General features: G+C 52.9%; 10 protein-coding genes. 7 read left to right on the top strand and 3 right to left on the bottom strand.

Annotated elements, in window-relative coordinates; genetic code table 11:
- Window positions 1-10: 10 nt before the first annotated feature.
- On the bottom strand, window positions 11-1,726 hold the full coding sequence (locus ACFODX_RS05575; protein ID WP_378116890.1) for a putative bifunctional diguanylate cyclase/phosphodiesterase: 1,716 nt from the start codon (window positions 1,724-1,726) through the stop codon (window positions 11-13).
- A 217-nt stretch (window positions 1,727-1,943) separates the two neighbouring features.
- Here ACFODX_RS05575 and rep point away from each other — a divergent pair, with 217 nt between their 5' ends.
- Both rep and ACFODX_RS05565 read left to right on the top strand, forming a co-directional pair.
- A complete protein-coding gene (gene rep / locus ACFODX_RS05570; protein ID WP_378116888.1) occupies window positions 1,944-3,965 on the top strand; it encodes a DNA helicase Rep in 2,022 nt (673 codons plus the stop codon).
- A 259-nt stretch (window positions 3,966-4,224) separates the two neighbouring features.
- On the top strand, window positions 4,225-7,530 hold the full coding sequence (locus ACFODX_RS05565; protein ID WP_378116886.1) for a TonB-dependent receptor: 3,306 nt from the start codon (window positions 4,225-4,227) through the stop codon (window positions 7,528-7,530).
- A 101-nt stretch (window positions 7,531-7,631) separates the two neighbouring features.
- On the opposite strand, the gene ACFODX_RS05560 is transcribed toward ACFODX_RS05565, so the two are convergent.
- A complete protein-coding gene (locus tag ACFODX_RS05560; protein WP_378116975.1) occupies window positions 7,632-8,036 on the bottom strand; it encodes a c-type cytochrome in 405 nt (134 codons plus the stop codon).
- 251 nt (window positions 8,037-8,287) lie between these two features.
- Here ACFODX_RS05560 and prsK point away from each other — a divergent pair, with 251 nt between their 5' ends.
- The 5 genes from prsK to ACFODX_RS05535 all read left to right on the top strand — a co-directional run bounded on the left by prsK (window position 8,288) and on the right by ACFODX_RS05535 (window position 14,975).
- On the top strand, window positions 8,288-10,333 hold the full coding sequence (gene prsK, locus ACFODX_RS05555; protein WP_378116884.1) for an XrtA/PEP-CTERM system histidine kinase PrsK: 2,046 nt from the start codon (window positions 8,288-8,290) through the stop codon (window positions 10,331-10,333).
- 9 nt (window positions 10,334-10,342) lie between these two features.
- Window positions 10,343-11,740 (top strand): PEP-CTERM-box response regulator transcription factor, encoded by a 1,398-nt coding sequence (gene prsR, locus ACFODX_RS05550; RefSeq protein WP_378116882.1) that lies wholly within the window; start codon window positions 10,343-10,345, stop codon window positions 11,738-11,740.
- Between the two features lie 287 nt (window positions 11,741-12,027).
- A complete protein-coding gene (locus tag ACFODX_RS05545; protein WP_378116880.1) occupies window positions 12,028-13,002 on the top strand; it encodes a fibronectin type III domain-containing protein in 975 nt (324 codons plus the stop codon).
- Window positions 13,003-13,070: 68 nt separating this feature from the next.
- Window positions 13,071-14,114 carry an acyltransferase family protein gene (locus ACFODX_RS05540; RefSeq protein ID WP_378116878.1) on the top strand — a complete coding sequence of 348 codons (1,044 nt, stop codon included), beginning with the start codon at window positions 13,071-13,073 and terminating at the stop codon, window positions 14,112-14,114.
- A gap of 168 nt (window positions 14,115-14,282) precedes the next feature.
- Window positions 14,283-14,975: a PEP-CTERM sorting domain-containing protein gene (locus tag ACFODX_RS05535; RefSeq protein WP_378116876.1), complete on the top strand. Its 693-nt coding sequence runs from the start codon at window positions 14,283-14,285 to the stop codon at window positions 14,973-14,975.
- 59 nt (window positions 14,976-15,034) lie between these two features.
- On the opposite strand, the gene ACFODX_RS05530 is transcribed toward ACFODX_RS05535, so the two are convergent.
- On the bottom strand, window positions 15,035-15,901 hold the full coding sequence (locus tag ACFODX_RS05530; protein WP_378116874.1) for a glycosyltransferase family 2 protein: 867 nt from the start codon (window positions 15,899-15,901) through the stop codon (window positions 15,035-15,037).
- Window positions 15,902-15,916 lie beyond the last annotated feature (15 nt).

Raw genomic sequence — 15,916 nt, 5'->3', positions numbered from 1 at the left:
CCACATCCCATCAATTCAACTTGGATTGATGGGGTAGCTTGGCCTCCTGCAGCCAGGCGATGATCTCCGCATAGGATCTGGCTTCGGCGACATACTGCCCTTGCATAAGGTCGCAGCCCATATCCTTCAGCCAATCCTTTTGCTCTTTGGTTTCCACCCCCTCGGCCACCACCAGCTTGCCCAGATTGTGGGCCAGGGTAATCATGGCCGACACCAGCCGTTTATCAGTGTGGCTGCGGTTGAGTTCCTGCAAAAAGCTCAAATCAATTTTGACCGTGCTGATAGGCAGGCGCTGCAAATGCAGCAGCGAGGAATTGCCTGCACCAAAGTTATCCAACAGGAAATCGATGCCAAAAAACGACAGCGGCCGCATACACAGCGAAACCAGATCAATATTGTCGGCGAACACTGTCTCGGTAATTTCAAATTCAATATCGCCCGGTTGGATGTCATTGTCGGCAAAAATTCGCGCTACCTCATGCACCAGGTTTTCGTCTTTAAACTGACGCATGGATAAATGGATAGACATCATCAGTCGCTCATCCCAAAAGCCCTGCAACAACTTGATGTCGTGGCAGGCCTGGCGCAATACCCAATAACCTATGGCGGTAATCACTCCCGTCTCCTCGGCGGTGGCGATAAATTCACTGGGGTTTAGCAGCCCGACACCGGGTTTATCCCAGCGTAGCTGGGCTTCCAGCGCAACGACTTTGCCGCTGTTCATGTCGATTCGCGGACTGTAATGCAGCACAAATTGCTGATAGCGCAGCGCAGCGCGCAAATCAGCTTCCTGACGCAACTGGCGACGCACATCCTGATTCATCATCTCGGTGAAAAAGCGGTAGTTACTGCCCGACAGCTGTTTGGCTTTATACATCGCCATATCAGCATGTTTGAGCAGGCTGTCGGCATCGCGGCCCGCTTCGGGGTAAATGGCAATCCCGATACTGCAGCCCACCACCACCTCATGGCCGTTGATATCTGCCGGCTGCTGGATGGAGTCAATCACTTTTTGGGCAATGTGGGCGACATCGGTGGTATTGGCGATATTTTGCAACAGCAGGGTAAATTCATCGCCGCCCATGCGCGCCACGGAATCGCTGCGGCGCAGGCAGGCATTCAGGCGCTCGGCGCAGATGCGGATAATGGCATCGCCGGCATCGTGGCCAAAATTGTCGTTCACCTGTTTGAAGCCGTTGAGGTCAATAAACATCAGGGTGAAGTTGGTGTGATCGCGCTCTGCCAGGTTGACCGCGTGCTCCAGACGGTCGCGAAAGAGAATGCGGTTAGGCACATTGGTAAGCGAATCGTAGTGTGCAAGGCGAGTCAGGCGCTGCTCGGTTTTTTTGCGCTCTATGGCGTAGCGTAGCGCACGCTCCAGCAATAAATGATCGATTTGCCCTTTGATCAAATAGTCCGCTGCACCGGCGCGAATCGCCTCGCGATCCACCTCGGTTTCCATCTCATCGGTCATGACAACTATGGGGATTTGGCAGGCTTGCACGCGCGCGGCGTTTAACAAGTCGCGGGCGCTTTCGCTGCCCCAGTAATAATCCAGCAGAACGACATCAAATTCCTGGGAGAGGATTTTGGGCAGGGCGGCATCCAGTTGATTGCACCACACCAGCTCGTAGTTGACTTGTCGGATATGGGACAGTATTTCGGCAATAAGCAGGTATTCGCCCTGCTCACGGTCCACAAAAAGAATTTTTACGTGGTTGGTCATGGAACTCCATCCCTCACAGCTTCTATCGCACGTGAACCAATTGAATGAATGGTATCAGTGCACCCTGGCAAACTAAACGGCTTGCCTATAACAAAAAAACGCCTAACGTCAGCGGATTTACCATTCCGGTTATAGCTCTGCCCAAGCCGCGCGGTGCGCATTACAAGCCCGCTCTTGGCTTGATAGAATGCCCTCCCACTCGACCCAGGCATTACCCGTGACTCAACTTAACCCCCGCCAAAAAGAAGCCGTACTCTATATCGATGGCCCCTGTCTGGTGCTGGCGGGTGCGGGCAGCGGTAAAACCAGCGTAATTACCCGCAAGATTGCCTACTTGATCGAGCAGTGCGATATACCGGCGCGCCATATCGCCGCGCTCACCTTTACCAACAAAGCCGCACGCGAGATGAAAGAGCGCGCCAGCAAACTGGTGAAAGGCAGCGCCTCGCGCGGGCTTACCGTGTCTACCTTCCACAACCTCGGGCTGAATATTATTCGCCGCGAACACAAAAGCCTGGGCTTCAAACCCGGCTTTTCCATCTTCGACTCCGAAGATGCGCGCTCCCTGCTGAAAGATTTGATGATGAAAGATGGCGATCTGGACAGCGACCATCTGGATTTGGTGCAGCACCAGATCTCCAACTGGAAAAACGATCTGGTGATTCCCGCCCGCGCCCTTAGCCTTGCACAAAGCCCGGGCGAGCAGGCCATCGCCCTGATCTACCAGCGTTACAATCAGGCACTGCGCGCCTATAACGCCGTGGACTTTGACGATTTGATCCTTATTCCCGTGGAGTTGTTCCAGACTAACCCGGAGGTTTTGCAGCGCTGGCAGCGCAAGATTCGCTACCTGCTGGTGGATGAATATCAAGATACCAACTCCAGCCAATACCTCTTAGTGCAGTTGATTGTGGGCAATCGCGGTGCGCTCACCGTGGTGGGCGACGACGACCAATCCATTTACGCCTGGCGCGGGGCGCGCCCTGAAAACATGGGCCTGTTAAAACAGGACTACCCCAACCTGCGCGTGATCAAACTGGAGCAAAACTATCGCTCCACCAGCCGTATCCTGCGCGTGGCTAACCACTTAATCGCCAACAACCCACACGAATTTGATAAAGCCCTGTGGAGTGAAATGGGGCTGGGCGATCCCATTCGCGTGATCCGCTGTAAAAACGAGGACGCCGAGGCCGAACGCGTCGCCACCGAGATACTCACCCAACGGCTGCGCAAACAATATAAGTTCCGCGACTTTGCGGTGCTCTATCGCGGCAATCACCAGGCGCGTTTGCTGGAAATGAAACTCCAGCAGCACCAGATTCCCTACAAAATCAGCGGCGGCTCATCCTTTTTTGCCAAGACCGAAATCAAGGATGTGATGGCCTACCTGCGCCTGATCGTGAACCCCGATGACGACAACGCGTTTTTGCGCATCATCAACACCCCGCGCCGCCAGATCGGCACCAGCACACTGGAAGCACTGGGCGGTTACGCAAGCGAACGTCACTGCAGTTTATTTGCGGCGCTGGATGAGCTGGGCTTACAAAGTCGCATTCCCGAGAAAAATCTGGAACGACTACAACGATTTGCGCACTGGATCAAACAAGTCACGCGCAATTGTGCTGGCGACCGCCCGGTGGATGCGATCCGCGAACTGCTCAGCGACATAGACTACGAAGGTTGGCTGCACCAGAACTCGGCGAGCAGCAAGGCCGCCGAAAAACGCATGGAGAATGTGTTTTATCTGGTCGAGTCGCTGCAAAAAACCATCGACAAAAACAGCAGCGATGATGACGAGGGCGAGGAGTCGCGCATTGAGGATGCCGTGGCCAAACTTATCCTGCGCGATATGATGGAGCGCCAGGAAGAGGAGGACATGAGCGATCAGGTGCAACTCATGACCCTGCACGCCTCCAAAGGCTTGGAGTTCCCTCACGTATTCATGGTGGGCATGGAGGAAGAACTACTGCCCCATCGCAACAGCATTGAAGACAACAATATTGAAGAAGAGCGCCGCCTGACCTACGTGGGCATCACCCGCGCCCAGCGCACCCTCACCATGACACTCGCCGGCAAACGCAAACAGTTTGGCGAAATGAGCGAGACCACCCCCAGCCGGTTTTTGGAAGAGCTACCCGCTGACGATGTGGAGTGGGAGGGTTTTGGCGAACAGAGCCCGGAGAAAAATCTGGCCAAGGGCGAGGAGACACTCGCCAACCTGCTCAACCTCTTCGACTAGCCACCATGCTGGGGGTTTTAGCTCCCCAGTTTAGCCGATGCGCAAACTGGCATCACCGCCAGAACCCGCGCACCGCAGTCTCTCCTCGCACCACACCCAGCGCGCAAGTCCCACTGTGCCACACCGGATCACCAGTTTGCGTTAACTGGGCAAACTGGTGCGACACCAGCCACAGATAAGCCGAGCATGGCAGCGTGTCTCCCTCCCGACGGGGTGACCCTAATCCGATTTGCCTAATAACGACAACGAGAGGTTAGCTATGCTTCCCCAAAATTTACTGCAAGGTCATGACTCCACGCACAATCCCCTGTTCCGGCGCTCAGTGTTAGCGCTTTGTATTATGGCCATCACCGCTCCGGTAATTGCCCAAACGGATACCAACGAGAATCTGGAAGAAGTGGTAGTCACTGGTGTTCGCGCCAACCTGCAAAATGCGCAAGACATCAAACGCAACGCCAGTACGGTGGTAGATTCCATCTCCGCCAACGACATAGGCTCGCTGCCTGATCGCAGTGTGCTGGAAGCCATGCAGCGGGTGCCCGGCGTATCCATCGAGCGCTTTGCCTCAGCCAACGACCCCGATCACTTCAGCGTGGAAGGTTCAGCAGCGGTGATTCGCGGCATGAACGCCACCCGCTCCGAATTTAACGGGCGCGATTCCTTTACCGCCAACTCCGGCCGCGGCCTCAGCTTCCAGGACGTTCCACCGGAGCTGATGGGTGGGGTAGATATCTACAAAAACCAGACTGCCGACATGATTGAGGGCGGTATTGGCGGTACTGTTAGCCTGCGCACCCGCAAGCCGTTTGACTCTGACGGCCGCGTGGCGGCTGTTTCAGCCGACTACTCCTACGGCGATATGGCGGAAAAGTGGACCCCCACCCTGTCGGCGCTTTACAGCGACCGCTGGGACACCAGTGCGGGTGAGTTTGGGGCGCTGTTGAACATCGCCGATTCCTCGCTGACCGGCATGTCCAACGGCATCCAGAGTGATGCTTACGTGCAATACGATGCTGCCGTACTGGCCGGTGCCGAGCGTTTTGTAGGCCAAGGTGATGGCAAGGTGTGGATGCCCAACGGTTCCAACGCGCTGATGAAAACCGACGAGCGCGACCGTCAGGGTTACGCCGCTGCCCTGCAATGGCAAAACCCAGACAATACGCTGGTTAGCAGCCTGCAATTCATGCGCTCGGACGCCACCCTGACCTGGACCGAATATGCCATCAAATATCAAGGTGGCTACTACGACGAAGATGCCGAGCAAGACATTCGTCGCACCCGTGCACTCGAAGGCACCCAGTTTGAATTTACTGACGAGGGCATTTTCACCGCCGGTACGCTGGTAGACTCTGACGGCTGGCGTTCCGCTGATGGCCATACCAATCGCATCCCGCGCGCCTGGGGCGATGCTCCGGTCAACATCCCCCAGTGGGGCCACATTTTCTCCACCGATACCCGCGTTAAAAGTACCCGCACGCTGGTGGACGATTACGCCTTCAACCTGAAATTCACCCCCAACGACAACTGGGAATACACCCTCGACCTGCAATACATAGACGCAGAGACCCAGGACGATGATGTCACTATTATGCTCGCTACCCATGCGATGCAGGACTACAGCACCCGTGGCAAAACTCCCTCGCTGACACTGATTGAGCCCTGGAACGGTTTCCGCACCCAGAACCCGGAGCTCTACAGCAGCGGCTTCCCCGGCTTCTCCGATGACCCGGCGGGTGATGCGAATTACTTCCAGGACCCGACCTCCTATTTCTGGCAGTCGGCGATGGACCACTACGAGCGCTCCGAAGGTGACTCACTGGCCAGTCGCATCGACGTAAAACACAGCCTGGACGATGGGCTGGTCACCGCGATTTCGGGCGGCCTGCGCCATGCCGAACGCGAGCAAACCGTGCGCTACTCTGTTTACAACTGGGGTGCCCTGGGGCCGCGCTGGCAATCAGACATTTATTGGGCGGATTTGGAGAAGGTCGCCGACCAGTCTTACAGTTCGGTGGACTGGAGCGATTTCCATCGCGGTGAAGCGCTGACCATTCCCGGCAACAACATGCTGCACGCCTCGCCGTCTCTGGTTCACGAGGTTATTAATGGCCGCGAATTGCTGGCGGATGCCGGCTCTTTTGTGCCCGCCAATAAACGCGCAGGCACCGACAGCTATTTCACGCCATCAGAGATATTTGTCACTACCGAAACCAATAACGCCGCCTATGTGAAGGTGGATTTCGGTTCGGACGACTACGCCCTGCGCTTCAGCGGTAATCTAGGTATGCGTTATGTCCGTTTGGAACGCGATGCCCTCGGTTCGGTGCAATACCCGGATCTGGTGCCGGATTTTGCGGTGCCCGCCGGTATCAACCTGCCATTAACACCGGGCGCCGTGGATGCCTGGACAACCCAAGCCAGCCAGGCACTGTTTGACCAGGGCGGTTACGCCGATTTGGCCGCGGCACGCGCGGCACTGATGGCCATGCCCGAGTCGCGCTGGACCACTGACCCCCACAACTTCCTCAGCGATAGCGAACGCGGTTTTGGCAACAATGCCTTCACTGTGCAAAATGCCAATTCCACCTACTCCGCTAGCCTGCCCAGCTTCAACCTCAAACTGGAGCTGACCGACGACCTCATCTCTCGCTTTGCGGTCGCCAAGGCCATCGCCCTGCCGGATATGGAGGCAGTGAAAAATCAGGCCAACCTCAGCCAATTGTCACTCACCGTGGTACAACCGGAAATCGACCCAACCAACCCCGGTGCCGGCGGTAGTGGAATTTTGGGTGCCAGCGTTTCCGGCTGGCGCGGCGATTCAGGTAACCCCGGCCTCAAACCCATGGAATCCACCCAGTTTGACGCCTCGCTGGAATGGTACTTTGCGCGGGTTGGCTCACTCACCACCACGCTCTTCTACAAAGACTTAAGCAACTTCTTTGTATACGGCAGCTTCGCGCGGGATTTCACCAACCCGGTAACCGGCGTTACCCAAACCGCAGACGTGGAAGGTACACGCAACGGTGGCGATGGCAGTATGCAGGGCTTTGAGCTGGCTTATCAGCAGTTCTACGACATGCTGCCCGCCCCCTGGGATGGCTTGGGTTTACAGATGAACTACACCTACATCGAAGCCAGCGGTGTACCTAACAGTGGCGATAGCAGTGCCGATGGGTTTGCCGGCAGCGCAACCGACACAGGCGCGCGGGTGGAGTTTGACGAGGTGCCACTACAGGGCCAATCGCGCGATACTTTCAACATTGTCGCCATGTATGACAAAAACGACTGGTCACTGCGCTTAGCCTACAACTGGCGCTCCAAGTACCTGTTAACCACCCGCGATGTAATCAGTAAATACCCACTGTGGAACGATGATTCAGGCTTCCTGGATGGCTCGGCGTTTTACAATGTGAATGAGAATGTCACCGTTGGTTTGCAGTTGACCAATATCGCCAACACCCAGACCAAGACCATCATGATCCTCGATGGCAAAGGGGCTGAGGCTGGCCGCTCATGGTTTGTAAACGACCGCCGTGCGGCGCTGATCCTGAAGGCTAATTTCTAAACCAGCGACCCGGCTGCGCTTGTCAGGCAGCCGGTGCCAAAAAACAAAACCCCCGCCATTGCAACAATGGCGGGGGTTTTTCGTTCTGGCAGCGCGTCAGCTTATTTGCTGTTTTCGACCATGTAATCCACAGCGCCTTTGATCTCGTCATCAGAACAGGCCGCACACATGCCTTTGGCTGGCATAGCGTTAAAGCCGTTGATCGCGTGGGTATACAGGGTATCCAGGCCCTTGCCCGCACGGGCAGACCAATCAGCCGCATCGCCGAATTTGGGGGCGCCCATTACGCCAGCACCGTGACAGGTAGTACAGAAACTGCCGTACACGTCCTTACCGGATTTTGGCCCGGCGGCAACGGCGGGTGCCGGCGCAGCAGCACATTCGTCGCCTGACATACAGCTGCTACCAACAGGTGCAATGCGCGCTTTAATCTCATCATCACTGTGAGCTACGGCAGACAGTGCCACCAAACCCGAAACAAACAGAACTCCGAACAACTTTTTCATCTGGATCACGGCATTTTCCTCATGGGTATCAACGGCGGCTGATGTAGCTCAGCTTAGCCAGGTAAATCTGCCCAGGCGCCCGGATGTTCCCGGAGGTAAGGGCTGGATAAGGTCGGCGCGCATTATAGCTGCAAATACCCACACAGGCGATGGCAGTATTCAGATGCTACACCGGGCGCGCATTCTATCCGGCAATCGCAGCTGTTATGCTTATTGCCAAGATTTATAGCCAACACAGGATCGCCCCGGAGATGGAATATAACAGCGTCACCTTCGTCGCCTATTTTAGCGCTGCTGTTGTGGCCTCGCTGCTCACCGCCACCTACCTGTTTCAGCTGCTGCGCGGCCAAAAAACCTGGATTTTTTTCTGGGCGGCCGCCCTGCATACCGCGCACTTGGGCGCTATTGCACTCTCCTTTTCCGGTTACGAAATTCCACTTTACCTGCTCATTACCTTTGAATACCTGCACTTTAACGCCTGGGTCTTTTGTATTTGGCTGTGCTTAAAACACAACAGCAATCGCCGCCAACTGCCCGCCAGCTTGCAACTCCTGTTCAGCGGCGGCTGGCCCATTACCGCCTTGGCACTGGTGATGCTGTTTATACCGGATCTCAACCAAGCCGGACTCTCCATCTGGTTTGCCTTGGGCCTGGCCGTTATCGCACTGGTCAGCGTGGAACAGCTCTATCGGTTTGCAGCGGAAAATGACCGCCAGATCAAACTCCTGTGCATGAACCTCGCGGCTATTTTCCTCTACGACATTTACCTCTTCACCCACGCGCTTATCTTCAAAGGCCTGGACCCCATGCTGTGGCAGTCGCGCGCGGCGGTGTCTATCGCCACCTGCCTGTTTATGGCCTTGGGTGGAATACTGCTGCTACAGCGCAGCGACCGCCCGGCGAACTTCAATTTGTCGCGCCCCATCGCCTTTTACACCACCTCACTGGTGGGTGTCGGGATTTTAATCACCGTGCTGTCACTGGGTGGTTACTATGTGCGTTTATACGGCGGGAATTGGGGAACGGTTTTCTACAGCTTGCTCTTAGCCGCTGCCGTGTTATTGATTGCGACGGTTTTTATCTCCAGCCGGATTCGCATGAAACTCTCGGTGCTGATTAACAAGCACCTGTTTCGCTATAAATACGACTATCGCAACGAATGGTTGCGGCTGATCAATTATCTGGCGCAACCGGTGGATGCCGCCGAGGTAAACCAGCGCGCCTTTTACGCTGTCGCCTCCACCACCAAAGCGCCCGGCGGAGTCATCTGGCTGCGCAAACAGGGTTTCTATGAACCGGTCTACCGCACCAACCTGCCCAACTATGTAACCCTGCAGGAGGAGCCGGTTGACAGCCCTTTCTGCCGGGCATTTATCGACGCTGAATGGGTATTTATTCCCGACAGTGGCGACAACAAAGCACTCAGCCAGCACAACGAATTACTGCCTCACTGGGCCCATAACATCCCCGATCTCTGGCTGTTATTTCCGTTGATAGTGGGGCAGGAGCTGGTGGGCTTTATGGCACTGACCAAACCAGCCGGCGACCAGAGTTTGACCTGGGAAGATTTGGATCTGCTCAAAACCATGGGCCGGCAAATTGGCAGCTACCTCAAGCGTCACCAGCAGGCAGAGCAATTGGTAGAGGGGCGCCAGTTCGACACCTACAACAAACTGGTGGCCTTTATTATTCACGACCTGAATAACCTGATCGCCCAGCAGGCACTGGTGGTGCGCAACGCCGAAAAACACAAAGGCAACCCTGCGTTTTTTGAGGATGCCATCAAAACCATCAGCAACTCGGTGGATCGCATGAACAACCTGCTGAAAAAGTTGCGCCGCGATGAATCGGATCTGGTTAAACGTCTCTCTATTCTTGAGGTTGTCCAACAGGCGGTGAGCGAATGCCAGCGCAACTGCAGCAAACTCAGCAGCGATATCGAAAATACCGAACGCACCATCAATGCCGACCAGGTGCGGTTGGTGATGACCATCACTAACTTCATCAAAAATGCGCTGGAGGCCACACCGGACGATGGCCGGGTTCATGTTACACTGCGCGTCAACAATGACTGGGCCACGGTGATTATCGAAGACAACGGCTCAGGCATGGATTGGGATTTTATCCACAACCGTTTATTCAAACCCTTTGAAACGACCAAATCCGGCAAAGGCATGGGGATCGGAGTCTACCTCTCGCGCGAATACATCAGCGAGCTGAGCGGCACACTGAATGTCGCCAGTGAACCGGGCGAAGGCACCACCATCACCATCACCCTCCCTCTGAACAAGGATTAACGGGATCGCATGAGCAAAACAGCTGCCTCCAAACCTATTCTGCTGATTGTGGAAGACGACGCCGGCCTGCAAAGCCAGCTGCGTTGGCACTTTGATCAATACGAGACAGTCGTCGCCGACAACCGTCAGGACGCCATAGCCGCCATTCGCCTGCATGAAGCCTCGGTGGTGATTCAGGATCTGGGCCTGCCGCCCGATGAAGATGGCGTGGACGAAGGTTTTAAATGCATTCAGGACATTCTGCGCATATCGCCCAACACCAAAATTATTGTGATGACCGGTAAAACCGACCGCGACAATGCCCTGCGCGCGGTTGCCATGGGTGCTTACGACTTTTATCAAAAACCGGTCGATCCCAATACTTTGGACCTGATCGTGCAGCGCGCCTTCCACATTTTTGAACTGGAAGACTATAACCGCCGCCTAAGCCTTTCCCAGCAAGAGCCGCTGGAAGGTTTGATTACCAACGATCCGCAATTGCTCAAGATCTGCCGTCAACTGGAAAAGATCTCGCCCACTACTGTGACTTGCACCCTCCTGGGTGAAAGCGGTACAGGTAAAGAGGTCTTGGCGCGTTCGATCCATCAACTCAGCCCACGCAAAAACAAACGTTTTGTGGCAATCAACTGCGCCGCCGTTCCGGAAAACCTGATTGAAAGTGAGCTGTTTGGCTATGAGAAGGGCGCGTTTACCGGCGCCAATAAAACCACCCTGGGCAAGGTGGAAACTGCCAATGAAGGCACCCTGTTCCTCGACGAAATCGGCGATATGCCACTCAACCTGCAAGCCAAACTGCTGCGCTTCCTGCAAGAGCGGGTTATTGAGCGGGTTGGCGGCCGCACCGAGATCCCGGTGGATGTACGGGTGATCTGCGCCACCAACAAAGATTTGGAGGCCATGGTCAGAGAGGGCAGCTTCCGCGAAGACCTCTTCTATCGCATTTGCGAAATGACAGTAAACATTCCCCCGCTGCGCAATCGCCTGGGTGACAAAGTGTTGCTGGCGCGCCACTTCAAACTCAAATTTGCCAAAGAGCACGGCCAAAACGTCACAGGCTTCACCCCCGATGCCATAGCCGCCATCGAGAATTACAACTGGCCGGGCAATATCCGCGAGATGGAAAACAAGGTCAAACGCGCAGTTATCATGGCTGATGGCAAATACATCACCCGGGAAGATCTGGGCCTTGCCGAGGCCGGAGAGCTGTCGCTCAACCTGCGCCACGTTCGCCAAGAGGCTGAACGCGGCGCTATATTGCGCGCCCTGAGCATGACCGATAACAACATTTCCGCCGCTGCCAAACTGCTGGGTATTACTCGCCCAACCTTCTACGACCTCATCAAAAAATATGACATGAATGTGGTTCCCAGCAGCCAACTAGATGAAACCGATACAAGCAGTGAATGAGTCGCGCGGCGCATAAACCAGATATAACAATTGGACATATAAAAAAACTCACTATAACGAGCCAGTTATCACAAAATGCCCCAACCGTTTCGCTTAATGAAAAAAAATGCGCAGCCAACGCAGTGCCCCCCACTGCTTGCTGCTAAATCTAATGCTTCGCCTACCGCATGATCAGACGCTTGAACCATGCGCCCATATCCAGGATATTTTTGGAAATTAGAATGATATTTGGCTACGTAACACATCGATTGGACCGGAGTTTACTCGCAATATCTCTCAGCCTTCTATTGAGCGCCTGTGGCGGTGGTGGAACCGAGGCACAAGGCTCCGCCAGCAGCCAGCCCATCGCTGCGGCCAGCTCAACACCGATTGTCACCACCTCACCCTCTGCGTCACCATCGAGCACCAGCAAATCCTCGTCCAGTCGTGCAGCCTCCTCGATTCGCTCAAGTACCGCCATGTCGTCCAGCATCGCTATTAGTAGCACTGCCAACGGTGAATTTCCTGATGACAGCGCTTTTCCAGAGGACGATTCAAATTCTACAGACCTGCCTCCCAGCACCCCAAAAGCTCTGCGTTTGTTAGCAGTGACTGCCCACAATGCCCTTTTAAGCTGGGATGCATCAACGGATGATGTGGGGCTTTCCCGCTATGAAATTCGTCGTGATGGCATTGCAATCAGCACAACTACCGCCAGCAATCTGGAATTTGAGGATACCAATCTCAAAGCAAACACTTACTACACCTACACCGTCAGGGCTATTGATATAGTCGGCAACAGGTCAAATTTTTCTAATTCGCTGATAGTCAAAACCACTGCGTCTGGCAGCATCGCAAGCTCATCCAAAAGCAGTGCCCAATCAAGCAAAAGCCAGTCCTCTACTAGCCTTACCTCTAGCTCATTGGCGACAACCAGTGCTTCAAGCAGCATCCAACCAAGCAGCTCGTCCGGCTCAAGTAGTTCTAGCGGAGCACCGTCGTCAGCAAGCAACAGTTCAGTTGCCGCTAATGGCAATCTGAGGGTGACATGGAATATCCCGTCACAACGTGAAAATGGAACTTATCTTGAACTGGAGGAAATCAGCGGTTATGAGATTCGCTATAAACCTTCCAATAGCAGCAGTTACATCAGCGAAATAATTAGCAGCAACACCACAACCCAGTTAGTGCGCCCAGACTTCACTAGCAACACAATCGTTCTGATCGCTGCGATTGACACCAATGGGCTATACAGTCGCTTTATACAACTGACTCCCAAGTAAAAAGCACAACTGGTAGACCCGGCTCAACATAATAGATAATCAGCGCCTCAATAACTCAAGGAACCACTATGAGATTACAGGCGCTCGATTTGCTGCGGTTTATTGCAGCACTGGCGGTAGTGTTTTATCACTACCTTGCCGAACCCAACCCCTCCTACCCGGCATTAGCAGCTATCGCCCAATACGGATATCTCGGGGTACCCCTGTTTTTTATGATCAGTGGTTTCGTCATTGCAGCTTCTGCAGAAAGGCGCAGCCCTATCACGTTTCTCATATCACGTGGAGCACGCCTTTACCCTGCCTTCTGGATCGGCGTGTTATTTACGGCGGGTATCAGTTACACACTCAGCGATTCACCACCCTCAATCAGCGACATATTGGTTAACCTCACCATGCTGAATGATTACCTGGGCGTAAAAAATATCGATGGGGTCTATTGGACGCTACAGGTAGAGCTGAAATTCTATGCCTGCATCTTTCTGCTCATGCTGTTAAAAAGCTTTCATCGCTACAACATTTGGCTGCCATTTTGGCTGATTCTCACTGTGAGCAACCTGACATTGGGCCAACCCTCCAAAATGGGTTGGTTTATAAACCCGGGCTATTCTTGTTATTTCATCTCTGGCATCTGTCTTTATTTAATTTGGGACAAAAAACACACAGCTATTACCAACCTGACTTTGGTAATCTCCAGCCTGCTTTGCATTGTGCAGAGCTTCAACCAAGCACAGGGGTTTATGCCAAACAGCGACATAGGGCAAAGCCTTATTGCTGGCCTAATAGTCATTTCTTTCCACGTAGTATTCCTGCTGATTGCGCTGGAAAAAGTTACCTTAAAACCTCTAGCCATATACGCGACACTCGGCGGAATCACCTATCCACTCTATTTATTACACAATCATGCAGGGAAATTGATCATCGGCGAGCTAAGCAAACTTGTCCCCCCGAGCGCAGCAATAGTAATAACTACAACCATGATGCTATGCCTCTCTTATCTAGTATTTCGCTACTTGGAGCCAGGCGGTTCAAGAGTATTTAAAGGATGTATGCAAAGCCTGTTTAGCCGATTGGAAAGGCTAGTGAGCATGCCGATTAGAAACCAGAAAACCTGAGCCGCAAGCAGTCGGGAAAATTTACAGGGTACAGTTTGGCAAAGTGCAAAAAACACATAACTCATTGTTTTTTATATTATTTATTAAAGTGGCCCAAATAATGCTTTCACATACGGAGCTTAGGCTATTTTTAACTCACTCATTGCAACACATTAAAGGACGAAACATATGAAACTCATCAAACTGGCAGCAGCAGCGGTACTCGCGCTCAGCTCAATCAGTGCAAGCGCAGGCTTGATCTCAGTAGTAGACAGCGGTAGCAGTGCTTATGCACCTAATATTGCAGCCTACGCCAACAACAACTTCACTACCCCAGGCTATGTAACGCCAAGCAGTTACACCATCGCTGGTAGCCTGAAAGCTAACGCTAAATTGGCTGTTACTTATTATTTCTTGGGCCAAGAATCTAGCTGGGAAAATACTTTTTCAGTTCCTGGTGATGCAGAAGCAGGCCTGAGCAAGACCAACAAAGGCACTATTACTACCTACGTAGAAAAAGACGCCCTGTTTGACTTCTTGTTCACCAGTATTGTACCGCCAACTGCAATATTGCCAGGTCACAATTTGAGCGTTACCAACGCCCAAGGCTCAACTCTTGGTACTAATAACCGCGTTTATTCTTTTGCCGTAGCCCTCAATGCTTATTTCAGCGGTCAAGGCCCTAACGCAAAAGCTGCTCATGCTGGCAATTACGATGCCATCTTGTTCTTGGACGATACCGGCCCTAACGCTGGCGACGACGATAACCATGACGATTTGTTGATTGGTGTTCGCGTTACTGATGTACCAGAACCAACCACTCTGCTCTTGATGAGCATGGGTTTACTTGGTTTGTTCGGCGCTCGTCGCTTGAAGGCTTAATCTAATTAAGCTCTGCATAAAAAAGCCCGGCAATGCCGGGTTTTTTATGCCTGTGATTTTTAAGATATCAAGATTTTAATTAATGCTCGCCATACTCCCTGACTGAAAGGGCTGATAGCCAATGCCTTGCGTATAGCCGCATAGGACTCACGCTTATCGCTTGCAGCATAATGTCTGGCTTTTCGAGTGTAAAAAGCACATAGCCCCACCTTTTTCTCCTGCGCAGTAACTGCATTCGGATAGGCCGCGAGAAAATCCTGAATAATGCTTTCGTTAGTTTCAAAACGTAGTTTTTTATTGGTGGAAATTTGGTTTTCCATCACTCGATAATAAGCTAGGAACTCGGGGATATATTGAAATGTATAGCGCGCAGAAAACTTTAACCACAGATCATAATCGTCTGCCACCCTGCGTTTACCGCTCATCCCGCCCATCTCATCGAAACATTTCCGCCGAGTCATAGTGGTATTCATACTGATAAAGTTATCTTTCAAGAGAAGCCCGGCAATACGGCCTGAATAACGACGCATATTATTACGATGCAGCTCATTACCCTGTTCATCGATAGTTATGCAATCGCCATACACAATATCTGCATCAGGATGATCCGCAAACGCCTTGAGTGATTTTTCTAATTTATCATTGGGCCAATAATTATCTGAATCCAAAAAACAAATAAAATCACCTTTAGCAACAGACAATGCGTAATTACGCGCAACACTTTGCCGCTGGTTTTCCTGGTATAAATATTTAATTCTGGAATCTTTCTCCGCATAAGATTCAATCAATTTGCGGCTGTTATCTTCTGATCCATCATCAACAATAATAAATTCAAAATCTTTATAGGTTTGTGCAAGTACGCTCTCGATTGCGGCAGGAAGGAAGGCTTCGCGATTATAGGTAGGTGTAATAATAGTAACGAGCATAATATCATCCGTAAG

Origin of the sequence: Cellvibrio fontiphilus, assembly GCF_042646205.1 — a bacterium.
GTDB classification, from domain to species: Bacteria; Pseudomonadota; Gammaproteobacteria; order Pseudomonadales; family Cellvibrionaceae; genus Cellvibrio; species Cellvibrio fontiphilus_A.
This window is presented reverse-complemented; position numbering and strand designations above follow the sequence as displayed.